This window comes from Nocardioides sp. NPDC087217 (assembly GCF_044744805.1).
GTDB lineage: Bacteria > Actinomycetota > Actinomycetes > Propionibacteriales > Nocardioidaceae > Nocardioides.
Window position 1 is genome coordinate 351,606 of record NZ_JBIUZB010000006.1, and the last position, 25,931, is coordinate 377,536.

22 protein-coding genes are annotated in these 25,931 nt (G+C 66.2%); 13 read left to right on the forward strand and 9 right to left on the reverse strand.

Annotation, left to right across the window (positions count from 1 at the left end):
- The first annotated feature begins 253 nt into the window (after window positions 1–253).
- The 3 genes from ACIO3S_RS24560 to ACIO3S_RS24570 all read left to right on the forward strand — a co-directional run bounded on the left by ACIO3S_RS24560 (window position 254) and on the right by ACIO3S_RS24570 (window position 3,419).
- Window positions 254–838: a tripartite tricarboxylate transporter TctB family protein gene (locus ACIO3S_RS24560; protein ID WP_400468363.1), complete on the forward strand. Its 585-nt coding sequence runs from the start codon at window positions 254–256 to the stop codon at window positions 836–838.
- Between the two features lie 2 nt (window positions 839–840).
- A complete protein-coding gene (locus ACIO3S_RS24565) occupies window positions 841–2,388 on the forward strand; it encodes a tripartite tricarboxylate transporter permease (RefSeq protein ID WP_400468365.1) in 1,548 nt (515 codons plus the stop codon).
- 224 nt (window positions 2,389–2,612) lie between these two features.
- Entirely contained in the window at window positions 2,613–3,419 is an 807-nt protein-coding gene (locus ACIO3S_RS24570) for a tripartite tricarboxylate transporter substrate binding protein (protein WP_400468367.1), read from the forward strand.
- A 407-nt stretch (window positions 3,420–3,826) separates the two neighbouring features.
- Here ACIO3S_RS24570 and ACIO3S_RS24575 read toward each other — a convergent pair whose 3' ends face one another.
- The 4 genes from ACIO3S_RS24575 to ACIO3S_RS24590 form a co-directional block, all read right to left on the reverse strand.
- Window positions 3,827–4,312 (reverse strand): hypothetical protein, encoded by a 486-nt coding sequence (locus ACIO3S_RS24575; RefSeq protein ID WP_400468369.1) that lies wholly within the window; start codon window positions 4,310–4,312, stop codon window positions 3,827–3,829.
- Window positions 4,313–4,459: 147 nt separating this feature from the next.
- Complete coding sequence (locus tag ACIO3S_RS24580) at window positions 4,460–4,750, reverse strand: hypothetical protein (RefSeq protein ID WP_400468371.1); 291 nt, start codon at window positions 4,748–4,750, stop codon at window positions 4,460–4,462.
- 334 nt (window positions 4,751–5,084) lie between these two features.
- Window positions 5,085–6,728 carry an ATP-dependent nuclease gene (locus tag ACIO3S_RS24585; protein WP_400468372.1) on the reverse strand — a complete coding sequence of 548 codons (1,644 nt, stop codon included), beginning with the start codon at window positions 6,726–6,728 and terminating at the stop codon, window positions 5,085–5,087.
- A 486-nt stretch (window positions 6,729–7,214) separates the two neighbouring features.
- Window positions 7,215–7,487: a hypothetical protein gene (locus ACIO3S_RS24590; protein ID WP_400468374.1), complete on the reverse strand. Its 273-nt coding sequence runs from the start codon at window positions 7,485–7,487 to the stop codon at window positions 7,215–7,217.
- 313 nt (window positions 7,488–7,800) lie between these two features.
- Here ACIO3S_RS24590 and ACIO3S_RS24595 point away from each other — a divergent pair, with 313 nt between their 5' ends.
- Window positions 7,801–8,421 carry a hypothetical protein gene (locus ACIO3S_RS24595; RefSeq protein ID WP_400468376.1) on the forward strand — a complete coding sequence of 207 codons (621 nt, stop codon included), beginning with the start codon at window positions 7,801–7,803 and terminating at the stop codon, window positions 8,419–8,421.
- A 227-nt stretch (window positions 8,422–8,648) separates the two neighbouring features.
- On the opposite strand, the gene ACIO3S_RS24600 is transcribed toward ACIO3S_RS24595, so the two are convergent.
- Window positions 8,649–8,978, reverse strand: coding sequence for a hypothetical protein (locus tag ACIO3S_RS24600; protein WP_400468378.1), 330 nt, complete (start codon window positions 8,976–8,978; stop codon window positions 8,649–8,651).
- Window positions 8,979–9,232: 254 nt separating this feature from the next.
- Window positions 9,233–14,827 carry a MobF family relaxase gene (gene mobF, locus ACIO3S_RS24605; protein ID WP_400468380.1) on the reverse strand — a complete coding sequence of 1,865 codons (5,595 nt, stop codon included), beginning with the start codon at window positions 14,825–14,827 and terminating at the stop codon, window positions 9,233–9,235.
- Between the two features lie 334 nt (window positions 14,828–15,161).
- Here mobF and ACIO3S_RS24610 point away from each other — a divergent pair, with 334 nt between their 5' ends.
- The 4 genes from ACIO3S_RS24610 to ACIO3S_RS24625 are packed head-to-tail and all read left to right on the forward strand — an operon-like array spanning window position 15,162 to window position 19,087.
- Complete coding sequence (locus ACIO3S_RS24610) at window positions 15,162–15,542, forward strand: hypothetical protein (protein ID WP_400468382.1); 381 nt, start codon at window positions 15,162–15,164, stop codon at window positions 15,540–15,542.
- A 10-nt stretch (window positions 15,543–15,552) separates the two neighbouring features.
- Entirely contained in the window at window positions 15,553–17,367 is a 1,815-nt protein-coding gene (locus ACIO3S_RS24615; RefSeq protein ID WP_400468384.1) for a hypothetical protein, read from the forward strand.
- A 24-nt stretch (window positions 17,368–17,391) separates the two neighbouring features.
- A complete protein-coding gene (locus tag ACIO3S_RS24620; protein ID WP_400468386.1) occupies window positions 17,392–17,778 on the forward strand; it encodes a hypothetical protein in 387 nt (128 codons plus the stop codon).
- Between the two features lie 19 nt (window positions 17,779–17,797).
- Window positions 17,798–19,087 carry a DUF1173 domain-containing protein gene (locus ACIO3S_RS24625; RefSeq protein ID WP_400468388.1) on the forward strand — a complete coding sequence of 430 codons (1,290 nt, stop codon included), beginning with the start codon at window positions 17,798–17,800 and terminating at the stop codon, window positions 19,085–19,087.
- 3 nt (window positions 19,088–19,090) lie between these two features.
- On the opposite strand, the gene ACIO3S_RS24630 is transcribed toward ACIO3S_RS24625, so the two are convergent.
- On the reverse strand, window positions 19,091–19,582 hold the full coding sequence (locus ACIO3S_RS24630) for a hypothetical protein (RefSeq protein ID WP_400468390.1): 492 nt from the start codon (window positions 19,580–19,582) through the stop codon (window positions 19,091–19,093).
- Window positions 19,583–19,868: 286 nt separating this feature from the next.
- Here ACIO3S_RS24630 and ACIO3S_RS24635 point away from each other — a divergent pair, with 286 nt between their 5' ends.
- Window positions 19,869–20,093: a hypothetical protein gene (locus ACIO3S_RS24635; RefSeq protein ID WP_400468391.1), complete on the forward strand. Its 225-nt coding sequence runs from the start codon at window positions 19,869–19,871 to the stop codon at window positions 20,091–20,093.
- 16 nt (window positions 20,094–20,109) lie between these two features.
- Window positions 20,110–20,256, forward strand: coding sequence for a hypothetical protein (locus ACIO3S_RS24640; protein ID WP_400468393.1), 147 nt, complete (start codon window positions 20,110–20,112; stop codon window positions 20,254–20,256).
- 778 nt (window positions 20,257–21,034) lie between these two features.
- Here the strand turns inward: ACIO3S_RS24640 and ACIO3S_RS24645 are convergent.
- Complete coding sequence (locus ACIO3S_RS24645; protein WP_400468395.1) at window positions 21,035–21,469, reverse strand: MarR family winged helix-turn-helix transcriptional regulator; 435 nt, start codon at window positions 21,467–21,469, stop codon at window positions 21,035–21,037.
- A 90-nt stretch (window positions 21,470–21,559) separates the two neighbouring features.
- Between ACIO3S_RS24645 and ACIO3S_RS24650 the strand changes: the two genes are divergently transcribed.
- Together ACIO3S_RS24650 and ACIO3S_RS24655 are read left to right on the forward strand one after the other, a co-directional pair.
- The gene (locus ACIO3S_RS24650; protein ID WP_400468397.1) at window positions 21,560–22,519 is read left to right on the forward strand and encodes a zinc-binding dehydrogenase; all 960 of its coding nucleotides are present in this window, start codon (window positions 21,560–21,562) and stop codon (window positions 22,517–22,519) included.
- Window positions 22,520–22,615: 96 nt separating this feature from the next.
- A complete protein-coding gene (locus ACIO3S_RS24655; RefSeq protein ID WP_400468399.1) occupies window positions 22,616–23,827 on the forward strand; it encodes an FAD-dependent monooxygenase in 1,212 nt (403 codons plus the stop codon).
- Window positions 23,828–24,406: 579 nt separating this feature from the next.
- Here ACIO3S_RS24655 and ACIO3S_RS24660 read toward each other — a convergent pair.
- Complete coding sequence (locus ACIO3S_RS24660) at window positions 24,407–25,141, reverse strand: SDR family NAD(P)-dependent oxidoreductase (protein ID WP_400468401.1); 735 nt, start codon at window positions 25,139–25,141, stop codon at window positions 24,407–24,409.
- Window positions 25,142–25,256: 115 nt separating this feature from the next.
- Here ACIO3S_RS24660 and ACIO3S_RS24665 point away from each other — a divergent pair, with 115 nt between their 5' ends.
- Window positions 25,257–25,898, forward strand: a complete 642-nt coding sequence (locus ACIO3S_RS24665) for a TetR/AcrR family transcriptional regulator (RefSeq protein ID WP_400468403.1) — start codon at window positions 25,257–25,259, stop codon at window positions 25,896–25,898.
- Window positions 25,899–25,931 lie beyond the last annotated feature (33 nt).

Sequence of the window (25,931 nt, forward strand, 5' to 3'; positions counted from 1 at the left end):
GCATGGCCGACCGATGACATTCGCGATCGCATCGCCTTTGGTAGGTGTCGGGCGTGACTATCCAGCGCCGAGACGTCATCTACTTGTGCGTAGTGCGTAGTCGGCTTTCCTGCGGGTCTAGGCCGTCTGCTGTGGTCTGGCGTATCCGTGGGAGTCACGCGGAACTATCTGCCGTTCATCTCTTGACGTGTGTGCTGAGTCACGACTACCTTCATGAAGACGTGTAACTAGTTACAGGCTTGGAGAGTTGGGCATGAATCGAACGATCGGAGCGCTTGTCGGCATGATGCGGCGCGACCGTTTAAGGGCGTCGTCGCGGTACGCCGAGCCAGCGGTAGCCGCGTTGCTGCTCGCATGGTCAGTGTGGATGCTTCTGATGTCCTTCCAGCTTGGCTGGTCCGATGACAGTGGCCCGGGAGCGGGTCTGTTCCCCGGCCTCATCACCGTCATGCTGGCGGTGCTGGCCGCCCTGTGGGCTGTTCAGAGCATGCGGCCGCCACGCTCTGGGCGGGACGATCCCGGGCCGGTGACCGAGGCGGGGGTCGACGACCGGTCGTCGGCGGCAGCCGCCAGCAGCGAGGCCGAGGCTGGAAGCCGCCGGACGATTTTGCTGGTGCTTCTGTGGTCGCTGATCCCGATCCTGCTGCTGAATGTCCTCGGATTCACGCTCACGGTGCTCATTTACGTGGGCGGAATGTTGATCGGCATCGGTAAGTGCCGGCCGCAGGTAGCCCTTCCCCTGACGCTTGGTGGCGCCATCGCCTTTGCCGTCCTCGCCGATCTCGTGGGGATCTATCTTCCCGACCGGATCGACTACGTAACGCTGATGGGGATGTGACCATGGAGTTCTTCTCTGACCTCCTGCTCGGCTTCGACAAGATCCTCACCCCGTCGATCCTGCTTGTGGCCGTGCTTGGTTGCGCTCTCGGCATGCTGACAGGGGTGCTGCCAGGTTTCGGCCCGCCCGCGGCCACCGCGCTCCTGCTTCCCCTGACCTTCATCCTCGAGCCCACAGCATCGATCGTGATGATCGCCGCTATCTACTACGGAACGATGTACGGCGGGACGATTACCTCGGTCCTGTTCAACGTGCCCGGCGAGGTCTCCTCCGTGGTCACCGGGATCGACGGCCACGCGATGGCGAAGCAAGGACAGGCTGGGAAGGCCCTCGCGATCGCTGCCATCGGGTCGTTCGTGGGCGGGACGCTCGCCATGTTCGGGATGGCCTTCGCAGTCCGTTTCGCCGACCTGGCGCTCAAGCTCACCTTCATCGACATCTTCGGCCTGTCGGTGCTCGCCCTGATGTTGGTGATCGCGCTAGCGGGACAATCCCTCGTGAAGGGGCTCATCTCCGGAGGAATCGGACTATTCGTCGGCACCGTTGGACTCGACCAGTTCACGGGTTCACCACGGTACGTGTTCGGAATCCCCGACTTGATGGCTGGCATCTCCTACATCGCGGTCGTCATGGGACTCTTCGGGCTATCCGAGATTCTCGGCAGCCTCAACGCCAAGCAGCCAGTCGGCACAACCTCGACCATGGGCTCTCTGCGACTCAAGTGGCAGGACCTCCGAGCGTCGTTCGGCTCGATGCTCCGGGGGACCGGAGTGGGCTTCTTCTTCGGACTCCTCCCGGGCTCCCCGTCGGCCGCCGCCGCCTTTACCTCTTATGCGGTGGAGAAACGCGTCTCGAAGTCGCCCGAGCGCTTCGGCCACGGCGCGATCCAGGGAGTGGCGGGACCGGAGACGGCCAACAACGCCCTGGCCATCTCCAACTTCATCCCACTGCTCACCCTAGGGATTCCCTCGTCGAGCACGATGGCGATGATTATGGGGGCCCTCCTCATCAATGGTCTGCAGCCGGGCCCCTTGCTCTTCGAAGATCATCCAGAAGTGGCCTGGGGACTGATCGCCAGTCTGATCCTGTCCAACTTCATCCTCCTGATCATGGCCCTCCCCATGGTGCGGATGTGGGTCAGCGTCCTGCGGGTGCCGAGCCGCATCCTGAGCCCGATCATTCTCGGGCTTATGACCGTCGGTGCGTTCGTGATGAACAGCAGCACCTTCGATGTCGCGGTGATGTGGATCGCCGGAGTGGTTGGCCTTGGTTTCCGCCACTTCCACATTCCCTTGGCCCCCGCCGCGTTGACGCTGGTGCTCGGGCCGATGCTGGAGGAGAACCTTCGCAGGGCTCTGACCCTCAACGAGAGTCTGCCCCAGACGCTGGTAGTCAACCCGGTCGCTCTCATCGCCATCGGGCTGACTGTTCTGCTGATCGTCCTCAAGACGGGCGCCGGGATCTTCCAGGCATCCAGGTCTCGGCTCGCCACGCGGGACCGGCCCGAGTCATCTGATGAATCGCCATCCGTGCGCCAAACCCTGCCGTAGCCCCCTCGGGATAGTTCCAATCACTCACTGAAAGACCGGTTAAAACGATGAACCACCTAGGAACCGCGGTAGCCGCAGCGGCACTGACGATGATGCTGTCGCTTACGGCCTGCTCATCCATCGATGCGGCCGAGGACTCGGCCAAGGAATACCCAAGCGAGTGCCAGAAGATCGAGCTCCTGGTTGGGTACGCACCCGGAGGGTCCACCGATCTCGCCTATCGGGTGCTCGCCGAGTCGCTGGAGTCGAAGCTGGACAAGGACGTTCAGGTGCTTAACCTGGATGGCGCGGCGGGCATGCAGATGATCAACAAGCTGCTCTCCGCACCCACCGATGGCTGCACGATCGCCCACTCCAGTGTCCCAGGGCACCTGCAGTACCTGTTCCCTGAGCTGAAGCTGGACTACAAGAAGGACGATTTCTCCTTCGCCGGTGCCTTCGCCAAGAGCCCCCAGCTGCTCACGGTTGCCGCCGACTCGCCCTACAAGACAGTTGATGACCTCGTGGCCAGTGCCGGTCCAGATGGTTTGACGGTGGCGGCGGACGGGCCGAAGGGCGGGGACGCTGCTCTCAACGCCCAGTTCTCGGAAAGCGCCGGCGTGAAGATCAAGCAGGTGGTTCTCGACGGAGGAAGCGACAAGCTCGCCGCGCTTCTCGGGGGCCAGGTGGACTACCAGAACGGATCGATTGGCTCGGTCGGTCCGTCGATCAAGTCTGGAGACCTCCGTGCCCTGGCGGTCTGGGGGACAGAGCGGATCGAGGCGCTGCCTGACGTCCCGACGGGTGAGGAGCTAGGCCTCGACGTCGAGCTCACTCCGACGTACGGGCTGATGGTGTCCGCGGAGACACCCGAGGCCATTCGGAAGGAGCTGGAGACAACGCTCCACGAGATCACGGAGGATCCTGAGTTCCTTGAGGGGATGAAGAAGCTCGGACTGCCCGTCGAGTTCCTGGACGGCGAGGAGTACTCCCAGCGCTGGGACGAGACAGGTGACCAGGTGACGAGTGTCGACTACAGCTCACTGCGGTAGTAACTAGTTCTATCGAGCACTTGTGATCGGTGCGACCGATCCAAGAGGACCGAAGACCTCCGGGAGAAGTGGCTGTCCCCCAACCTTCGCCCGGAGGTCTTCTTCGTGCTCGTTATGACCCGGGTTGGCTGCCGCGGGTGGTTGGTATGACTGGCGACGTGGTGTCGGATGGTGGCAGGGGAGCGGGCGCGACGACCGGTCAGCGCATCTGACCCCACACCCTGGGCGGCAGTGCCGTCACCGCCGGTGGTAGCCCTGCGGGCTTCCAGGACTTGGGTCGTGATCGCTGCCGTCTGGTCTGCGGACCCGGGGTCGCCGCCGCTACGGCATCGCCGGCAGCCTCAGCGGCCAACCGTGGAACCAACGCGGTCCCGAGATGCAGCTGACCAGAGGCAGGTCGACGTGGATCAGTCGGGGAGCTGGCCTCCGAGCTGTACCCAGTGGTCAGCGAGTGCCGGGTCGACCGGCGCTGCCAGTACCTTCGCCAAGCGGGCTTCAGACTCCCGAACGGCACGCTCGGTGGTTGCGCGAACTTCGTCGTCAAGTTGCTCGCCGGCCTTGGTCCATCCCGGAAGCCGCGCCTCGTTGCGGGCACCGCTCTGCCGTCGATTCTGCGCGTGGAGCTCGTCGGCCTGCTGCTGTACGAGTTTGAGTTCATCAGCGCGGCCGAGGTCGGTGATGTGCATTGGGGTGAGGACGATGCCGGCGGCCGAGGGCACCCCGTGCCGCAGGGCGATGCGGAGGATGTCGGAGCTGAAGACCCGATCTTTGGCTCGCTGCCACTCAAGCCTGTCGAAGTCGGCGCCTTGCTCGAGGGCCGTCTTGAAGCTCTTCGCGCCACTCGGGAAGTCGGCCGACTCAAGCTGTCCGGGTGGAGTAAGTCGGTAGAGCACGGGGAGGGTCACCTTCCAGGTCGGGCTGTGGGCACATCTTCGTGAGCACGAGGCTAGTCGCGAGCACCGACACGTCGCCGTCGAACGTCGGCGCAGCAGCGCACTACCTACCTTGCGACTCAGCGCGCGTTCAGGAGCGCCGGCTCGTCATGAGCAGTACTTTTGCTTGAGGGCGCGCACGTGGGTGCAGGGCTGCGTCTCTCCGCAGGCGTTAGATCGTGGTGGCTCGGTTGCCGGGATGGGCCGGGGAAGGTGCGCCCAGTGGGCGCGGAGAAGGGTGCGGTCGGTCTCCAACTGCGTCAGCTCTGCGGCGAGGTCTTTCTCGGTCCGGGCACCGCCGCCTGGCGCAGACGTCAGGGCTCCCGACTGCAGGGTGTTGATCTGGGCCTGGATCGCGTCTAGGACGACTTCGTGGATGTCCGGGTTCGGTGCGTTCATGGTTCCCGACGCTAGGGCATCGGAGTCGTCCAAGGAGGAAGGTTCCGGCCAACAATGGCGACGCTGAGTTCAGTGCCCGGCTTCACTGGACGGGGACGTGGTCCCAGGTCGCGCCATATGCATCTGGTGACTTCTTCATGTCCTGATAGAAGTCCCATCCCTGATCTCTGCTGGTGAATAACCGCTCGCGGGTCTTCCCGCTGCCGTCCATGGGCCTCCACGTGACGCGATAGTTGAGGTCGGGGTCCTCGTATCCGCTGGTCGGTTCGTGCCTCACGGCTTCATCGTCCCAGGGACTCTGCCCGGCCGCCAGGTCATCGCCTCCGTCAATCTCCTAGAGAAGGCGGTTGATGGCTGCGAAGAGCGTCGTTGCCCGGTCACGTTCCGCCTTGGTCGCCTTCCGGCTGCGCGTGCGGAGGAGAGCTCCCGCGGGTGCGAAATGACTGAACTTGCCGCCGTTGATGCCACGGTCCTTGAAGACGCCCGCGACGTCGCGGACCACGCGGTCTGACCCAGCGAGATCGCTGGGATCAAGCGGGCCGCCGGCGGCCAGGGCTCCCGCGTACGCGTTGTTGACGAGCTCGAGATAGGTCTTCGGGTCGAAGAGATCTTCGACATCTGCCTCAGGCCGGCCCAGGGCATCACCGACCTGGACAAGGCCTCCCGCATAGAGCTTTTCCGCCTTGCGGAGCTCAGTGATCGCCGCGCTGTTGGAAGCAGAGGAGTCAGTGAGGACCGCAACCGTCAGTTGATTGGCGCCGAAGAGGGTGAGGAACGCGGGGAGCTTCGTTATGCCGCCGCCGGGTACAAGGACCCATCGATCGTCCAGGCCCTCACCGCCCTCGGCCTTCACCTGGTCGGAGAGAAACTGGAGATAAACGACGTCGGATGGCCCTTCGACGAACAGGACCTCGGGGCCGACGAAGAGCGATTGAGTGAGTTCGATCCCGAGTGCCGCGTGCAGAGGGAAGGCCGACTCCCCATCGACGCGCAGGACGTCGGAGGAGATGGTCGTGCCTGTGGCGTCGGCGTCGACGACCGTGCGGACGCGCTCGAAACGGCGAGCGTCGACCATGAACGGGGAGTGGGTAGAGAACAGCACCTGGTGTCGGGGCGCGAGGCGCTCATCGATGAACCGGAGGAGGTCGTGCTGGGCCGTGCCGTGCAGGCTGAGGCCGGGCTCGTCCAGGAGCAGGATCAGCGGCTGCTCTGCCTCGCTCTCCAGCTCGGAGAAGTAGGCCAGGAACGAGAAGAACCACACGAACCCGCGAGAGCGTTCATCGAAAGGGACGGTTACCCGGTGGCGCAGGTTGTGAACGCGGATCTGGAGCAATGGCCCCTGGTCGAGCGGAGCGGGTGCTCCGGCCTCGGGCTGTGGGATGACGGTCAGCTGGACCTGGAGGTTCTTGTTCTGGCTCCAGTACTCGAAGACCTCATCGCTGATGGAGTTCGAGGCGTTTTCGAGCCGGCGGATGAGGTGCTCGTGGCTTTCTGGCTCCGAGAAATCCTCCAGCTTCACCCCCGCGATCGCCAGCAGGGCCAGGAGCGCCTGCTCACCGCGGGTCATCTCGTCGGTGTCCCGCTTTGCGATCAATCGAGGGATCGAGACCTTGCCTGGCATCGTGTCGTAGTCGCCGAAGTAGACGAACTTCGGCCGGCGACCGTTCAGGATGTCGATGGCCTCGAGTGTCGGGTCGCCTCTACGCCAGTTCCCGACCCGTGCGACCACTGTCTGGCTCTCCGCGGTCGGCCCCTCCATCGCCTCGAGCGCGGCGACCAGCTCCCCGACGGTCTGCGCGGCCTCAGCCGCGGCAGCGGTGGACGGGGGTAGTTCCATATCGCCGCGGAGGTGCGTGACCACTGCGCGCTCTTCGATACGGACGTCCCACGTCGATCCCGCGTACCGATAGCCGGTCGTCACGGCGACCGTCATCGACTGCAAGGTGCCCGGGCCAAGCGCCTCCTCGACGGCGGCCACGTCGTCCTTGTCCAAGTTGTAGGACAGCACGGTCACGGGGATCTTGGTGTCTCCGCGCAGCTCTCGAGTCTTGTGGCTGGGGTAGTCGATTCCCTCGTCGAAGTCGGCGCCATCGTCGACAGGGCGGCTCTTGTACAGCGCCTGGAGCGTTGCCGTCTTGCCAGACTCGTTCTTCCCGACCAAGCAGGTGACGTCCTGCTGAACCGTGAACGTCGTCTCATCTTCGATGCTGCGGTAGCGACGGATCTTCGCCGATGCGAGTTTCACGTACGCAATCTAGTCCGGGTCGTGCCGTTCTCGTGGGAGGAGTTGGCACCTGACTTACCGAGATGCGGGGAGGTTTGATGAAGCCGTCGCGGCACTTTGCCCGTCGAGGCCGATGCTGCCGCGTTCGTGCCACCGGGGAACCACGACCATTCTCCGAGTTTGCCCGATAACCTGGCGCGGCATCGTCGGCTCAGTCCGCACGCGGCGTCCCCTTCCCTGCTAGCCGCCGGCCCATGTCCGCCACGCGACCGCGGCGGCGCCACCCAGCACGCCAGTGCCAGCGAGTCCGGTCAGCAGCACACATGCGGTGTCGGTCAGCTTGATGGCGATCCACCGCTTGGTCATCGACCAGCCTCCGCGCATGGCCTGACGCTTCGTCAGCTCTGCCTCGTATCGCGCGCTGGCGCGGCGCCGCTGTCCGTTCTCGTCGGTCCCGGCATCGCCCGGCTCGGCGGCGGGATCAGTGTTATCGGGGTGGGTCGGGTCGTTCACTAGCGTCTCCTGGGTGAGTCGGCCGGGCAGGTCGCGCGGCCAGCACGAGCAGGTTGAGGTACGCGGCGGGTCAACGTCGCGGGGTGCTGCGTTTGGCCGTGCTCGGCCGACCTGCAGAAGGCACCAGGGGTTGGTCTTCATGCTCACCGGGTCCCCTCCTCATCTCCTCGCGGCGCGGGGTCATCACTTGGGTGAAGCAACTTCCGGACACCAAGATCGGACACCTGCAGGTGAGTATCGGCACGATCGACACTTAGAACGCTACGGTCTAAGATTGGACCTGAACAGTCCAACGAACCAGGAAGGTTTGGACATGAGGGAGCCCGATAAGACGCGAACCTACGTCGGCAACATCAGGGGCTTCCCGTCGTGGGAAGTGCTGATCCCGGACGACTGTGCCGGCTCCTGCGAGACGGCCTGGCACAGCGCCGAGGGGATGCCGTGCGAGCTGATTGCCCAGACTCGCAACCACTTGGGCTACCGAGTCCAGGTCCGCTTCCTGCTCGACGACACCGCGGAGCCGTACGACGTGCAGGTGGCTGGCGTCGAGCTCGAAGACAACAGGCACCAGGAGGTGAACGGCGAACGTAGCTTTACGGGTTACGGCGACCCCAGGCCGCCCTCGGATGTCACCAAGGCACTCGAGCGTCTCCGCGTCTCCGGGCTCGCCGCGGCGATGCGGCAGGTCTTCCAGCAGGTCACTGATTGGGAGCGAGCAGCGACCGACCACCAAGTCGATCCCGAGGAGAACCGGCAGGCCGTAGAGCGTGTGTTTGACAAGCTGGCGCTCGTGGCAGACGTCTACAACCATGCTGACCGCCATCCACTCAAGGCCGTCATGCAGGAGCTCGGGATGCCGAAGAGCACTGCGGCGCTCTACGTGCGCCAGGCAAAGGAGCGCGGCGACATCCCCACAGCTGCGGCCACGCGGTAGGGGACGGGTGCCGTCGAGCCGCCGGTCGTGCAGCGAAACGTGGTCGGAGATCGGTGGGCCTAGTAGGACCGACCTCGGCCGCCTCTTCGGGCCTGATCCTCGATCTCCGATTGCGCCTCCGCCCGCGCGATCGCCCTCGCAGCGTCATCCAGTTCGGACCCCGTCGAGGTCAGCGTGGATTCCCTGAATGGTGGGTCACCGAGCGGGATCGAGGCGTGCTGAGTTTTTCAACGGTTATCTCTCCAAGAGATCTCGGCTCGAGTGGCGACGAGCCCCATGGCTTGGACGACACCGTCGATCCGAGTCGTTTGGTGCACCCCGATGTACGGGATGGTGTCAGGGCCGCCGCGGAGCAGGTCGTCAACCCGGACGGTCACCGTCTTGGCTGGCCCGGGTCCATGGTTCACCAGAACTATGGCGTCGGGGCCGCCAGCCCACTCGGCGGTGAGATTCGCGCGACCGCTGGCCAGATGCTGACGAACAGCTACGACGATGCTGATGGCCAAGGCGGTGAGCGCGATCCAGTCGGAGGGTTTGAGCACACCAAGCAGATGCATGACGGCACCTTAGCTCTGGGCGTCATCGGTACGGCGACACAGAGAGTCGTCGTACCGAGGTGATGACGATGACATGATAAGTGTCATTATCATGTGACCCGAGAACGTCTCTCACCCAGGCGATCGGCCGGTCACGGGCGTATTCGACGAGGTCTGAAATGACGGCATGCGCCGAAGTTCGCTCTCGTTGCCCAGAAACTGACCGGTCGGAGATGGCTGTTAGAGCTCTGTTCTCCCTGGCATGGTCGGGCTGATCATCTAAGGGGTGCCCGATCCGCCGACGGGTGTGCGAACTCGGGCGGTCGCTTCGCGTTGGGCGGCGAAGCAGGGGTGAGCGCGGCCGCTTGAAGCGAGTTGCTGCGTCGAGACGCTTTCGCTCGCCCGTCATCGCTGGCATTCAGTTCGTCGATTCGTGCCTGAGCCCAGGTCGCGACGTGGCGGTCGCGGTCTATGCTGGCTTCCAACGTGGCGCTCCGGAGTTCGCCGCTCGGGAGATCGAGACGCTCGCTGATCCGGTCGAGCTCCGCGAGCCAGGTGTCAGCGCTGCGCGAGGCCAGGATGCGGCCGGCGGCGTCGGCGACATCCGGGGTTGGCGTGCGATCGAGGAGGTCGTCGAGCATGACGTCGCCGAGTGGACGCGTCGACGCGATGGCCTGGGCAACAGCGCCGATGCCACGGAACTGGTGGAGTTCGCTCGGGTCGAGACCGTCGGGCAAGGCGATGTGGAGTGGGTCGAGGTCGGCGGCGGTGAGGTTCCAGTACGCGGTGCGGGCGGCCTTCCAGCCCGCTTCGTCGGCGTCGTAGGCGACTGCGATGTGCTGGTTGTCGTCGCCGAGGTGGATGTGGCGGATCAGGAGGCGGATCTGACGGGTTGTCAGGGCGGTGCCCATGGGGGCGAGGCCGGCCGCTCGGCCGGAGGATCCGAGGGTGATCGCCAGGGCGTCCATCGGGCCCTCGACGATGACGGGGAGGGCGCCGTTCGTGAGAGAGGCAGCGCTTTCGGCGTACCCGTAGAGGGCTTCGCCTTTGGTGAAGATGGCGGTGGTCTTCGTGTTGAGGTACTTGGGACCGGCGAAGTTGTCCTCGCCCTTGAGTGGGTTGCGGCGGCCGAGGAAGCCGATCACGCTCGCGGGGTTCGAGGGGTCTCGGATGGGGAGGACGAGGCGGTCGCGGAAGACGTCGACGTAGTCGGTTCGGCCGTCGCGGTGCTCGCGGAGGCGTACGAGACCGGCCTGTTCCAGCTCGTCGACGGTCGCTCCGGAGGTGGTGAGGTGGTTGAGGAGGCTGCGTGGGCCGGGTGGGGCGTAGCCGGCGGTGAGCGTGGCGTGGTCGGTGAGGTCGGTGCCGAGTCGCTCCGTGAGGTAGGCGGGTGCCCAGGAGGTGGGGTAGCGGGACTCGTAGTAGGCGAGGGCCTCGGCATTGAGCTCGAGGATCCGTTCGGCGGGAATCTCGCCGGGTTCGGGGAAGGCGAACTCAGCGCTGATCTCCTCGGGCTCGGCCGCTGGGAGCGGGAAATAGGGGTTCTCCTCGGGCACTTCGTCGATCTCATCGCGGTAGAGCGCGATGAGGAAGGTGTCGAGGTCCTCGGGCCGTTCCTGGTCCGGCTCGTACTCGAACGCCTGCTCCTCGCGTGGCCCCTTGGGCGGGAGATCGGGAAGCGGTACGTCGGGGTGGATCACCTGGTTGGTGAGCGAAGCGATCTGCCATGTAAGGGCATCAGCCACCTCGACCCCGGTCAAGGAACCGTCCTGAGGGACACGCTCGAGGGCTGCGGCGAGCAGTCGACGGGCCTCCCAATCATGGTGTCCGCAGGCCTCATCGATCGCGGCGACGAGTGCTGGCCACGCCGGGGCGCACCGCAGATAGTCGGCGCGCGCGATGCCGACGAGTTCAGCGAGGACCCCCGTCCAGGCCGGCGCGAGCAGGTCGTAGGAGTGCCGGTCGGCCTCCATCGCCGCCGGTCCCAGGTGCGGTACGATACGCCACCACAACGCGGCAGCCTGATACTCGTCGGGCAGCGGACGCTCGTCGGCAAGGGCTTGTGCGACGTACTCGCCGACGGGCAGCCCGGCGTGCTCGAGTCGGGCGAGGCGCTGGCACAGCGAAGTGATCCAGGCGTCGGCGCGGACGGAGTCCGGGAGGTTCTGATACCAGGTTCGCTGAGCGAATGAGTACGACGGCCGGACTTCACGCACCGCGCGGTTGAGTGCTCTCTGATGGTCGCCGGGGTTGCCGAGGGCGCGCGGTCCGGTGGGCCGCAGATCCTCGTCATGTACGCCGGTGGCCGCGCGCCACACCGAGAGTCGCGCTCGCAGGTCGGCGTCGGACTCCTCCAGGAACGGGTGTGCCCACGCCGGTGCGGTGCCACCGGACCAGGCCCGTGCTTCGTTCGCGACCGCGGCCACGCGGGAGGTCACTTGCACCGCGCGACGATCGAGATAGGCCGACCAGCCGGGTGATCCGACCAGGCCGGTGGGCGCCGGCGGCAGCCACGAGAGCGGCCCATCCAGCGTACGTTCGTGGCCGCTGTCGGCGAGGAGCCGGTCGATCCGGGCGTCGACGACGGCGGCAGGATCTCGGGCGTCGTCGAGACCTGCGAGGCGTACGGCATCGGTGAGAAGTCGGACCGGATCGTGCTCGTCGCAGGCAAGCAGGGCGAGGTGGCCGCGGAGGGTTGGCCAGGCATCAGACACGGTCAGGCCGTCGTCGAGCGTATCGGCGCAGGCGTCGATCCGCGCCATGCCTGCATCGCCAACCGCCGTCTCGGCCGCCGTGGTGACCGAGTCGTGGTAGCGCTCAGCGGCCTCGCGTAGCAGTTGCGCCGGACTGTTCTCCGCGTGCATCGCGGTGGTCGCGGAGACGGGAGACCCGTCGCGGCGCAACATGTCGGCGAGCTGGTCGAGCGCGGTGGGCGGGATCAGCGCCTCGGGCCGGATGAGGTTGTGCGGGTCACCGTCGGACGCGATGGAGAGGTAGAGGTGGTTGGCGCGGCGGCCGCGGGAGAGCCCAACGTACAGAAGGTTGCGGTCCTCCTCGCCGGTCAGGACGAGGTGGCAGGTGTCGACGGTGGCGCCTTGGGCGCCGTGGACCGTGGTTGCGTAGCCGAGCTGTACGTGCTCGGCGGCGTAGTCGGCGGGGAGTCGTACGCGGGCGCCGAGGTCGTCATGAACCGCAGTCACGGAGTCATCAGGATGGACCTCGGCGACCTGCCATCGGTCGCCGTTCTTGACCCAGTCGGTGGGGGAGAGGGCCAGGAGCCGCTCGTTGCGGCGGGTCACGATCGTGTCCCCGGCCGAGGCACAGGTGCCGTCGCCGAGGGTGAGCGTGCGGCCGATCTCGGGTTCGGGGAGGCCGGCGATGCGGTCGTTGCGGGCACGGCTGTTGAGCTCGGCGACCAGCTCGCGGGTCGGCGCGAGGAGTAGCGCGTCGAGCCCGGCGGCGTGATCGTCCGACCACGCCGCGTACGCCTGGTCGGCTGCCGAGCTGAGGTCTCCGACGTGGATGCGGCCCTGGTCGGCGTAGTAGCCGATGGCGGCGGGGTCGCCGTTGCGTACGGCGAGCGTCGCCCCGGCCTCCGCGGCATTGAGGCTTCCGTCGGGAGCCACGAAGCGGCGTACCTCGGTCAGGGTCACCGCTCCGACCTGGTCGGCGACGTCGCGCAGCACGCCACCCGCGGCCACGGAGGCGAGCTGGCGGTCGTCGCCGATCAGCCTGATGGTGGCTCCGCGGGCGGCGAGCCATTCGGTCACGGTTGCGAGCTCGGTGGTCGCGGCCATCCCTGCCTCGTCGATCAGGACCAGCGTGTCGCCGTCGATGCGTCGCATCCACGGCGGAAGGTCACCGTGTTCGATGTGCCAGACGAGCTTGGCGAGGGTGTCGCTGACAACGCCATCACCGCGGATCGCAGAGCCTAGTTCCTCGGCGGCGACCGCGGACGGAGCCAGCCCAATCACGGTGCCGCCGGAGCCGCGCCAGGCCCGGGAGAGCACACTCATCGCGGTCGTCTTGCCTGTGCCAGCGGGGGCGAGTGCGAGTTGGAGCCGCCGGCCGCTGGTGGCCAGCTCGCGCACCATCGCGGCCTGGGCGGCGTTCAGCTCAGTTCCGTTGGCGGCGCTCTCGGCCAGCGCGACGCCCACCTCGACCTCGTCGACCACCCGCCCGCCGGTTCGGGAGGCCGCCTCGAGGATGCGACGTTCGGCGTCGAGCACCGCAGCCGAGGTGTATTGCTGTGACCCGTGGACCGTGTAAATGCTCTCCCCGTCTTCGCGGACGAGCTGCTCCGGGATCCTCACCCCGAGGTTTGCGGCGATGGCAGGGTCGGTGAGCGGATCGGTGTTGGCGAACGGGATCGAGTGGTCTTCGATCGCGGTGGTCACAACCTGTTCGATGGCCCGATCAATGTCTTCGAGACGTACGCCGGCGGCTCGAGCTGCACGCTGCGCCTCGGCTCGCAGGTGCCAGACCTGCCAGGTCGCGCGGTCAGCTGACACCCTCGCAACCACTGCCGCAGCGGTCTTCACGACCCACTTGGCATGGATCTCCCGGTGGGCAGCGTGGCGGCCGAGAACTGCGGAAGCCATAGATTCCACGGCCTCGTTCGAACCCAAGATGGCGACGGCTTCATCGCGCCATACGTACCGCTGATCCCGCTCGTCGCGCGGTTCGCGCTTGTGCTGCCGAGTCTGCTCCCATGCCTGCTGCTTGAGAACGACAGCCTCATCCTCGGTCGGCGGCCGCCCGTGCTCCTTCTGAAACGCGACTGTGAGCTCACGGCGACGGCCGTTGATCGCCCGGTCCCGACTCGACCAGGACTCCGCCAACCGCGGATCGATGCCCACGATCTCCCGCACGGCCCGTTTCCGATCGGCGCCGGCAGGCGGCTTACGTTCCGCGAACTCGACCCCCAACCGGTCGACCAGCTCGGCCTCGAGCAGTGTGTTGTACGTCTCCGACAGGCTCACCTTCGCTTTGAAGAGCACGGTCCCGTCGACCGCCAGCCAGCGCCCGGTCTCGTCCTGGACCTTGTTGCTGACCGCCACATGGGTGTGCAGATGTGGGTCGCACGAGCGCGCGTCGCGGTGGGTGAACATTGTCGCCAGGAGGCCGACCGCCTTCACCTTCTGTACGCCGCCTCGACCGCGTCGGGAGTAGAGGACCTCGTCCTCGAGGTGCTTCAACGTCCGCTCGACCGCGGCATGGTGGGCGTCCTCGATCTGCTTCGCGACCTCGGGATCGGACACCGCCCAGAGCGTCGAGACGCTCTTGACGGGCGAGAACGTCAGGTCGTACCCGGCCACCGCGGTCGTCTTTTGACGACTCACCGTCGCCAGGAAGCCGGCCCGCTCCCGGTCGTCCAACGGCTCCCGCCCGTGCTTGTGGACGAACATCTCGTTCGCGACCTCGGTTCGGATCCTTGCCCGTACGTCGGCTGGAACCGCCGCCAGCCAAGGCTGCGCGTTCACCCGGTTGTAGTCGCCGAATCGTTCTGCGACCGTCTTCAGGAACTCCGACGCGTGCCCCTCGTAGACCGCGAACAACCGTCCCAGCTGGGTGGCCTTCATGGCGGCGTTGACGGACTTTCCGTCGTCGAGCGCGGCCTCCTCGATGGGCTCAGCGTTTGGATGCCGCCCCTCGCCGAACAGGTTCCGCATCTGCGCCTCGGTCACCTCGGACCCGATCTCGACTCCCACCGCCGCCAGCCCTGACCCCCACCAGCGCCCCGGCGACTCGCCCTTCTCGGCGTAGTAGTCACCGAGGCTAGAGGCAGCCCGCTCGGTGGTGTCCTGCACCGCAACCTGCCGGGTTAGGTACGTGTACCCGTCCCCAGCGGTCAACTTGTGCAAGGTCATCACGCGACCAAGAACAACCTCGCCGAATCCGGGTCGGACACGAACGATGCTCGGTTGCTCCGAAAGTGCACTAGGTCCGTGGCGGGTGGGGATCGCTCAGGTGGCGCATGCGGCGTCGTCGTACGCGGTTGTCGGAACGCGAGTGCCCGCGGCCTGGCCGGATCCGCCGATCCGTGTCCGATCCGTCTCGGCTGCCGTTGTTCTTGTTTCCGTCCAGCGATGAGCTCTCGATACGCGGTTGTCCACAGCCGTAGGCCGCGTTCCTTTCGCGCCGGCGCGGTGCGTGCGGTCATCGAGACGAACGCTTCGAGAAGTCTTGCGAAGGGAGAGTGACATGGGGACAGGACCGGACCCGAGCACGCCGGTCATCGCGTTGCGCAGCCCTGACGACGCGGATCTGGTCGACGTCCTGATCCGGGTGCTCTGGGAGGCGGCTTTCGCCGCGGGTCGGGTGGGTCCGTCGCCAGGGGCGTCGTTCCTCTCGGTGGGCGTGATGCTGGCGTACGACGCCGCGGCCAGGTTGCGAACGAGGCCGGGGGAGTTGTCACCTCTGGCCGAGGAGACGGCCGCTCGGATCGTGGCGGATGCGCGGAATGTGGTCGGCATCCTCGAGGGTGCGCTCGCCGTAGCGGCGCGAATCCAGCCGATCCCGGGTCTTGGCCGCTTGGTCGCGGACCTAGGCGAGCTCCTCCGCGAGGCGGACGGCGATGTCTAGGAACCGCCCAATGGCTTACCGCCGGGTGATGGCCGACCTGCTCGGCTCCACTCCTGGACTGTCGTCGAACCAGTTGGCCGCAGTTGAGGGCGGCCTGGGGCCCATGACCGCGGCGCGGTGGGTCGAGGCCCACGGCACGCGTGGTCCGGTCGGCGACGCGGAGACGGGGGAGCTGAGACGGTTCGTGCTTCGTTCGGGCACCGAGATGCCAGGCAACGTCGCGATTCCCCTCGCCATGAAGTTGCTCGAGCTCGGCAGAGTCCAGGAGCGCGACGACGATCGACTCCTGGCAACGGAGTTGGTGAAGGTTCGAGACTGCGTGGAAATGGCCGACCCGCTCTTGCCCGAGGTCGGCAGGGTCCATGAGCACCTCGATCGGCTCACGGTCGCGCTCGTCGGGCGGGCCGACGATGTCGATGCTCGACTCATCGGTGCCGTCCTCCGGCGCCGTCTCGATCCCGCAGGTCTGCCACGAGACGTGGGCGAGCTTCCCGGGTTTACCGTGGCGACGGTCCTCGAGGATGCGGAGAAGGCGGCACGGGAGTCGCTTCACTCCGCGGTCGGCTGGTACGCCCCGTCCATGCTCCAGTCGCTGATCCCGACGGCACACGTAGCCTTGGATCTCATCGATGCGCACGGTGACACCAGTGACCTGCGAAAACAGCTCGGGAACATCGAACGCTCTTGGGCGCAAGGATCGTGGCCGACCAACCGCGACCTGCGCCACCCAGCCATGACCCTGGCCGGCCGGAGCCTGAAAGACGCCTCGGCGTTGCTCGCCATGGACCCGGCCGAGACGCTCCGGAGTAATCCTGCGATCCGCCACTATGTCCTGCAGACGCTTCACGTCGCCACGTACGCCACCCGCTCAGCGGTGACCTCCTACATCGGAGCCGAGCGCGAACTACGGGCTCCTGGTCCCGCCATCGGCGAGGAAGGGCAACGCTGGATCCGGCGACTCGACACGTTCGAGCAGCTCGTCGGGGCCAAGGTGACCCCGAGAGCGGCGGTTGCGGAGCCGGCGAGGACAGTCAGCCGCCCCACGGACCACGAGCGGCTTCGTACCGACCTGGACGCCTGGACCACTGCCGTCGAGCAGGCCGTAGGCCGCCGCGCGTCTCCGGCCTCGCTCGCCTTGATCGCGCAGGTGCAGGCGATGACGATCGAGACCGGCGTACGTCTCGTACGCGCTGCCGACATTGCGCGTGACCCGGGATCGCCGGCCGTGGGCTCGCGCAGTTTCCTGAGGACATGCGACCACGCGCGCACCGCCTGGCGCGACCTGGCGGTCCGCTGGACGGCCGTCGCAGCACGCCGCCCAACCCTGGACCACGCAGTGAGCGACGCCGCCATCGCGCTGCGCGAGTCCTGCTCTCACCTAACCCGTGACGGCCGGCGGCTCGCGGAGCCCGTCGACGTTGCCACCCGACCCGACGTACCTCAGGCCGCCGTGGCCCTGCTCCGGTCGTTCGTGTCGGCCCAGTACATCGCGGTCGACCTGCAGCGGGCGGTCCTCGATCCGCACCTCAACGGCGGTATGGACGCTCCCGCGAACACAGGGATCTTCCCACGAGCGACGAGACGTCCCCACACAGTCGGCCCTCCCGACGTGCGCCGTGATCTCGCCTCGGCCACGGCCGAGGTCGTACGCCGCAGCGTCTTCCTTGCCTCCGCCGTCCACAAACGCCTGGACTCGCCTCCAGCGCCAGCGCCAGCCGACGCCGGAAGCCACGTGCTGCAGCAGGCGTTCCTCGGCGCTCCATTGCCCGCGAGCGCGCCTCCAAGGATCCCCGCCGCAGAGCCAGTCGCAGCTCCAGCCCGCTAACCCACCAGACAGGAGTCGATGACCATGTCCACCACCGCAACCAAGGCGCAGCACGCCCGCGACCGCGCGCGCAGGAACCGCCTCGCCGCCGCCCGCGAACGACGCCGCCGTCTCGATCCCGAGCAGCTCGCCAGAGAGCAGCGCATCGACGAGGCCGTCGTCGACGTCGAGCTCGCCTGGGAGCGACGCGCAGCCGCCGAGCAGGCCATTCAGATCGAAGAGCTCGCCGCCGCGCGAGCCATCGAGCGGCTACTCGACGAGCGACTGACCCTCGCCGACATCAGCCGTCTCACCGGTCTTGATCACAGCCTCATGCGCCGCCTGAAGTCGGCGATCGCGGCCACCGCTTCGTCAGAGCAGTCGGTGCAAGGTAGCGGTGCCCCATCGCCCGTTCGTTCGGGCAGTGAGTGAGATCGAGGTGCGACCCACGATGGCGCACAGCGAGGAGCAGGCTCTCCGAGTGAACGGCCGTGTCGTCCGACAGGGCGACCAGGAGGCCCAGCCCGAGCTCGCCACCGCTCACGATGACCGGGTCCGCCCCCTGTGCATGTGCCAGCGAGACGGCGTCGCGATGTACATCGCCCGGATCCCCGACCCCGATGGCGGAATGAGGTACGTCGTCAAGCGGATGCCCGACACCGGCCCGCTCCATGCTCCGCAATGCGCCTCGTACGTTCCACCTCCCGGCATCTCCGGCTTCGGCCAGCTCCTGGGCACTGCGATCAGCGAAGGCCCGGACGGGCGGACTGCTCTGCGTCTCGGCTTCCCGATGGACATGCTCGATTGGGCGGCACCAACCCCGACTGCCATGGTGGATCCGTCGGGATCCGTTCAGGCCGATCCGAGCCGGCTGACGCTCCGTGCCGTACTCCACTATTTGTGGCACGAGGCCGGCCTGGCGTCCTGGACGCCCGCGATGGCGGGCAAGCGCAACTGGCGCGTGGTCTCGTGGCATCTGCGCCAGGCCGCGCAAGGCATGTACCTGCGCAGCAGACCTCTCACCGACCGGCTCTTCGTCCCTGAACCGTTCCAGGCCGAACGGAAGGCCGAGATCACCGCACGCCGCCTAGCCGCATGGGCGCCCGCGCAGACTTCCGGGGCCCACGGCCGGAAGCTGATGATGCTGGTCGGCGAGGTGAAAGCGATCGAGGCGGCCCGCTACGGCAGGCAGCTGGTCATCAAGCACCTCCCCGACGCCCCGTTCATGCTCGACGACCGCCTCCACGTACGCCTCACTTGGCGCTTCGCGGCCGAGCTCGACCTCTGGCAGTCCGATCCCGATGGCCACCTCATAGCAATCTCCACCTTCGCCGTCGGTAGGGGAGGACTCGCGACCGTTGAGGAGATCTCACTCGTGACGGTCGATCGGCACTGGCTGCCGTACGAAACCGAGGCCGACCGCATGCTCGTCGAATTGGCCGTGGAGCAGCGGCGTCGGTTTACCAAGTCCCTGCGTTGCAACCTCACCGACGGCTTGCCCATCGCATCCCTAACGCTCACGGACACGACGGTCGCGACCGCAGCGTTTGTGCTCGCTGAAGCTACACAGGTTCCTGAGGCCGAGGACGCTGCTGCAGCCGCCGGGCTCGATGCCTGGATCTGGGCTCTCGGGTCGCCCATCCCGCGGCTTCCGGATCGTTCTCGAGTAACGGCGACCCCAGACGGTGCAGATCGGGGCGCAGTCGTTTACCGGCGCCGCCAACTTCGAGCATCTCTTTGAACGCTAGTGGCGACGAATAGCCATGCCTGTGATTTGACGTCTGGGAGTCAATCTTCTGGCGGGAGTGGGCCTGCACCACGCGTCCGGTGACGAGGATCGTGAAGCCCGGCGCGATCGTCGCCAGTGCGGTACTGGCAGTGAACAGGGCCATCGCCAGCAGGTGGCACCGCGCGTGCCGAGGTTGTTGGTGAGGAAGCCCGTCGCCGGGATGACCACGCCCATCGCCAGCATGAAGGCGGTGGTGAGCCACTGGTCCGTCGCGGCGGACACGCCTAGGTCGGCCATGATCGGCGGCAGCGCCACGGACATGGTGGTCTCGTTGAGGATCACGGTGAACGCGCCCGCCATGAACAGCGCGATGATCACGCGGAAGTGGCCTGGAGCGAGCTTGTCGGTGCGTGACGGCACAGAGGAGTCATTCGATGCTCCGCCGAATGTGGCCGCAGCGGTCGGTAGATCGCCCAGGTGGTCGGACGTGCCAGTTGTGACACTCATGGGCTTGCCTCTCTCGCACAGCGCGTGGGACAGGTCGACAGCGACGTTGCACGCGACCTGCTCTTGACGAACAAGGCTGACTTCGCGCCAGCGCGAAGTTGTCAAAGAAGGTTGCCAATCCGGCAAACCCTCACAGGTCCCCGCGCGTCCGGGTGCCCGCCCGCCAGATCCCGCTTGATGCGAACCATCTTCCGGTCGTCGTCGACGCCGGAGAACGTGCCCCGTCCTCGACGAAGGGAAAGGGAGCACGGTGACAGAGCCCAACAAGAAAGGACAGGACGGAAACATGGAACCCGAGCTGACAGAGAAGGCAGTTCAGTGCCTGCGACACCTGGAGAAGTTCGACTTCGCCAGCATGCGTGCGATGTGCGCGGACACGGCCACCGTCTGGCACAACGACGGCAAGGGCGAGCAGACGACCGAGGAGAACCGCGTGCAGCTCGCGCAGATGTCGGGCGGGGGGAGTGTTGCCTGCGGTACGAGATCACCCGTCAATTCCAGAGCCCGATGAGGTGCTCCAACAGTACGTGCCGCACATCAAGATGCCCGACGGGTCCGGCACCGAGCTGCCCGTGGCGATGTACTTCGGATTCAAGGACGGTCTCATCGACCGCATCGAGGAGTACGCGAACATGACGCCGCCCGACCAGGCCCACGTGACTGACGGAAGCTGATCCGGCATCTGAACCGGCGCCGAGAGTCTCCGGCACCTGGGCACGATCGATGCCCAGGTGCCGGATCGCCGTCAGCCTCTGTTCTCGCGGCGGCGGACGAAGACCTGGCACGCCTAGAAGGGTTAAGGATCTGAGGCCGAGCAGCTCTCAGTCTTCGAGCTAGGCGCCCACCGTGAGGCCGAGGTCGTCGTCCTCGGCGTCGACCGATGCCGGCGTGAGATGGTCCCGGATCCTGCAGTGCTTCGGGCTGATGGCGACGCCTACGCCGAGCGCCTTCCGCGCCTCCGATGGGAGCCTGGAGGACCGCGACCCAATGTGGAGCCTGCGCCCGGACCGTTTGGTCCGGGTAGCGATTGAACAGTTGCACTCGGCGCAGATGCGAGTCAGTGCTGGCGAGACACTGACCGACGAGGACCTGCGCAAGGTCTCGACGCTCCCGCGCCCGTGGGGCCCGGCGAGCTGCTCGGGTCACCTGCGCCGCGGGCTTTGGGGACGGCTCGACGAGGTCGCCTTCTGGATCGACGATCAGCACCTTTGGGCGCTCAACCGACCCGGCATTCCCGAATGCTGGCCGGCACACCCGCACATCGCGCACGACGTCGCAGTCCTCGCGTGCCTCCGGTTCCTCGCTGGCATCGGGCTCGTCCTCGCGCAGATCGAGGAATGGCATCGGTTCACGCTGTCGGCGTGCGGCGTGCAGTCGCGTTGGGCAATCGTGACGGGCAGTGCACAGCTTCCACGTTCGGGGCCAGGGAAGCCTCGGGCGATTCTTGTCTGCTCACCAGTCTGCTTTTGCGCCGGCCGCAAGGAGGCGCGTCGTCAGCATGGTCCATTGGGCGCGCTGGCGCTCACTCAGCGCATCCAGGAGAACGCGCGCATCGTCGGCGAACCGTGTGCTTGCGGCGTCGACCAGTGCCCGCCCGGCGGTCTCCAGGTGGACCCTGACTGCCCGCCCGTCATGCGTGTCGGTCGTGCGGCTCACCAGCCCGCGCCTTTCGGCGCGAGCTACCGCGCCGCTCATGCTCGACTTGTCGACGCCCAGGTGGGCCGCGAGTTCATTGATGGTTGGCTCCCGATCGCGAAGGATCCCCAGTAACCGGACCTGCTGCACCGAGAGACCTACCTCGGCGGATCGGATTTCGAGTCGCGCACCAATGGCGAAGGAGAGCCGAGCCAGAGCCTCGACGGCGGACAGTTCTGAGTCGTCGGTCATGACGTCACCCTACTGAATAGGTGGCACCGCCTACTAGATATATGGTGGCACCACCTATTATAGTTGGCGCCACCATATAAAGGAGAACTAATGAGCACGATCAGCGCCGCCGTGGTCGAGAACTTCGGTGAATCGCCTCGCTACCGATCTGTGCGGGGCCCGCAGGCTCCGATCGGCGGTGAGGTGGTCGACGTCATCGCTGTCGGAGTGCACCCGGTCACCCGGGGTGTCGCCGCGGGCCTGCACTACGCCAGCAACGAGAGCCCGCCGATGATCCCTGGCGTCGACGGTGTCGTCCGGAGGGCAGACGGCAGCCTCGCGTTCGTCATCGCCGGCGACACCGGGACGCTGGCTGAGCGCATCGTGATCAACCCCGCTAGGGCCATCCCGCTGCCCCGCGATGCCGATCCTGCCATCGTCGCCGCCACGATGAACCCGGTCATGTCGTCGTGGGTCGTGCTGCGTGCCCGGGTGCCCTTCGCTGCCGGCCAATCCGTGCTGGTCCTCGGTGCCACCGGCAACGCCGGATCGATGGCTGTGAGGGTTGCGCGCCATCTCGGCGCCGGACGGGTCATCGCCGCGGGCCGCAATGAGGAACGCCTGGACGCGCTCCGCCTCGAGGGCGCGGACGACGTCGTCATGCTCACTGCGGACGCGGCCGCCACAGCTGCAGCGCTCGCCGCTGCAGCCGCCGACGTCGACGTCGTCCTCGATTACGTCTGGGGGCGGCCCAGCGAGTACGTGATGGACGCGATCCTCGGGGCACGCGCCGACGCGGCGAAGGTCCTTGACTGGGTGCAGATCGGGAGCACGGGCGGATCGGCGATCGCCCTCGACGGCGCGGCCCTTCGATCCAATGCGTTCCGGATCAGCGGCAGTGGATTCGGCTCAGTCTCGCCACAGGTGTACCGCAAGGAGCTTCCCGAAGCTGCCGCGGCCATCATGCAGGGAGCCCTTGTCGTCCGACCCTGCTGCTTCGCCCTCGCCGACATCGAGGATGCCTGGGAGCACGTGGACGTGCCCGGGGAACGGACGGTCGTCGTCATGTGAGCCGTCAGCGAGCCGTGCGGTCATCGTGATGACGTTGAGTCCACACCTGCGGCTGGCCGTCATTCGTTCAGAAGGTCGTGGCAGAGGAGAGAGATCATGGAAAACAAGGCACTGGTGGTTGGGCTCGGAATTGCGGGAATGTCCGCGGCGATCGGGCTGCGTAAGGCCGGATGGACGCCGGTGATCATCGAGCGGGCGCCCAAGCGTCGTACGGGCGGCTACTTCATCGGCTTGTTTCCCGAAGGTATTCAGGCCGCCGTCGACCTCGGCATCATCGATCACTTGCACAGCCGGAATCCCGAAGGTAACGGCAATACGTGGTCGCTGGGCCGGCGGGGGAACCGGACGCCAACGCTAGGGTTCTTGGACCAGCCGGGCGAGCCTGCGGCTGTGCTGCGAGGTGACATCGAAGCTGCGCTTTGGCAAGCCCTCGATATGCCTGAAGCGTCCGGGGAGAGGGTCGAGGTGCGCTACGCCACCGTCCCCGTGGAGGTCATGCAAGGCGCGGACGGAGTGCACGTGCTACTCAAGGACGAGGCCACCGGTCGCCAGTACCAGGAGAGGTTCGACCTGGTCGTCGGCGCCGACGGGATGCGCTCGACCGTGCGCCGTTTGGTGTTCGGACCCGATGAGCGCTATCTGACGGACTGGAACTCGATGATATGCGCGTTCGAGCTCCACGAGCAGGTGCCATTCTACGACCGGGCCGACAGCGTGATCAGCGCTCGATCCAAGCGCGCAGCATGGGTATTCGGCCTGGCTGACCGAGCCCCTACCGCCCTTTTGACCTATCGCCTTGCTCGCGGAGAGGAGATCGACGCCCAGTTTGGTGGACGACCCGTGGAACGTCTTCGCGAGGTCTTCGCGGGCATGGACGACCCTGTCGTTCGCCATCTCTTGGACTCCCTCGAGCAGACTCCTGAATATCTCTACGACTCGGTGCATCAGGTGAACATGTCGCGGTGGGTCAAGGGGCGTGTCGTGCTCATAGGGGACGCGGCGTGGTGTCTGAACCTCTACTCGGGGATGGGGGCCACATCCGCTTTGCGGGGAGGTGCAGAGCTCGGCAAAGCGTTGGGGGAGCGCCCTGGCAAGATGGATGCTGCCCTGGAGGCATGGGAAAAGAGACTGCGTCCTTTCATCACCAAGCACCAGCGCGCCGCGCGACTCAAGCAGCAGTTGTTCGTCCCCTCGAGCCGTCTGGTCGAGGGGCTTCGCCTGGTCGTCCTCGGTCTGCTGCGCAAGGTCCGCAACTGCAGGACGGCCAATGCGGCAGTCTGGCCACCGGCCCCCGGCACTATCCAGTAGGGCGCTGCCTGTTCAAGGAACGATGTGCATGGGTGAGGTCGCGACACGGATCGCTGCGGGGTTCGTCGCCAGCGGTGGAGTTCCGGCGTTACGTGCAACCGGTGTTCCGGGATCCGCACTCGTCGCTGAACCCGCGGATGCCGGTGGGTTCGATCATCATCCACTCGCTGGTTGTTTAAGGCCTCCACGAAGGGCGCCGCAAACGAGCCGGTCAGCGAAGTTCCCGAGTTCGTCGGTCTCCGGTCCAGCGCGCGCTTCGCACCATCCACACGAGTCCGCTGGCGGATGTGTCAGAGTCTGGGCATTGCACGCGCCCTGGCGGTCGAGCACGAGGTGCTGGGTACTCGACCAATCCGTGAGCTCGCTCGACGTGAGCGTTCAGCAGCGCGGTCGCTTGTCTTCCCGAGGGACGTCAACCGGTGTCAGTGACGCCAGCGTCCGATCAAGCGCATGCAGGACGAGCCGTCGCGACGGTCAGTGCCGAAATCGATGCTTCGTCGCGAACCCAGCCGAGGTCCACCCGCCGCGCTCGGCCGATGCCGCGCGTCACGAGCTCACGCTTGACTGACGGCGCGAAAGCTAGACCTGGGTGAGGCCGCCGTCGACTGGCAGTTCAGTGCCGGTGATGTAGCTGGAATCAGAGGATGCGAGGAACAGTGCCGTCGTAGCGATGTCCGCTTCGGTGCCGAGGCGGCCTAGTGGAATCTCCGCGAGGGCCTGCGATTTGAACTCTGGTGGCAGGGACTCGAACGAGGGAGTGCGGATCGCTCCAGGGCTGAGAACGTTGACGCGAATGCGTCGTTCCTTCAGGTCGGTGGTCCAGGTGCGAGCAAATGAGCGCAGCGCGGCTTTGCTTGCGGCGTAGACGGTGCTACCGGGGCTGCCCTGCACCGCAGCGGCCGAGCCGTTGAGGATGATCGAGGCGCCATCAGTCATCAGTGGCAGCAGCTTTTGCACGCTGAAGAAGGTGCCCCGGACGTTGATGTCGAAAACTTCGTCGAAGGACTTCTCGGTCACGGCGCCGAGTGGTTCGTCGAAGTTGTGGTTCCCGGCGCTGGCGAAAAGTACGTCGACCTGGCCGCTATGTGCGACGACGGCCTCGACCACACGGTCAAGGTCCTCAAGGTTGCTGACGTCGCCCTTTACGCCGGTGACGTTGTGGCCGATCTCGGCCACCGCCTCATCCAGTCTGTCTTTGCGCCGTCCGGTGATGATGACGTGTGCGCCTTCTTTGACGAACAGCTTCGCGGTTGTCAGGGCCATCCCGACCGTGCCGCCGGTGATCACCGCTGTCTTGCCGTCGAGCTTCGGCATCGTGAGCCCTTCTGATCGTCGATTATGAGGCATCCCTCAGGTTCGTCTTCGACCTTAACATGAGGACTCCCTCGACTTATAGTGAGGTAGGTCTCGACTTTGATACGGTCGCGTCATGTCGATCGTCGAACCTTCGCCGCCGTCCCGCCGGGACGCTCGCCTCAATCGCGAGTTGTTCATCCGGCATGCCCGGACAGCATTCGCGAGACAAGGGGCGTCGGCCTCGCTCGAAGGGATAGCACGAAGCGCCAACCGCGCGATCGGAACCCTCTACAGACACTTTCCTGAGCGGATAGACCTACTGGTTGCCGTCTACGGAGCGACCCTGCGGGAACTTCTCGACGACATTGAGGCCACATTGGAAACATCTGGTCCTTGGGATGGACTCTGTGCTCTTCTCGACGTGCTGTGCTCGGCTCAAATGGGTGATCGCGGCTTCAGCGACTTTGTTTCGCGGCGATTCCCAGGCGATACGCGCACCGAGGCCTTGCACAACCGTCTATGTGAGGTCGCCGAGCGTGCGCTCACCCGTGCGCAGAACGCTGGGGCCGTGCGCCCGGATGTCACCAATGCCGACCTCGTCATGCTCCTCTGGGCGAGCAGCAAGATCGCCGAGGCCACCGGCGAGGTCGCGCCGCGGGCCTGGAGGCGAAACCTGTACGTGGCGCTCGACGGGCTTCGTTCCGGGCACGACCTTCCTGAACCACCATTGGACGATGAGCAGCTTTATCAAGTCATGGCGCGCCTGAAGAGTTGAGCCGGTGCACCGGGAGAAGTTCGGACTTGAGGC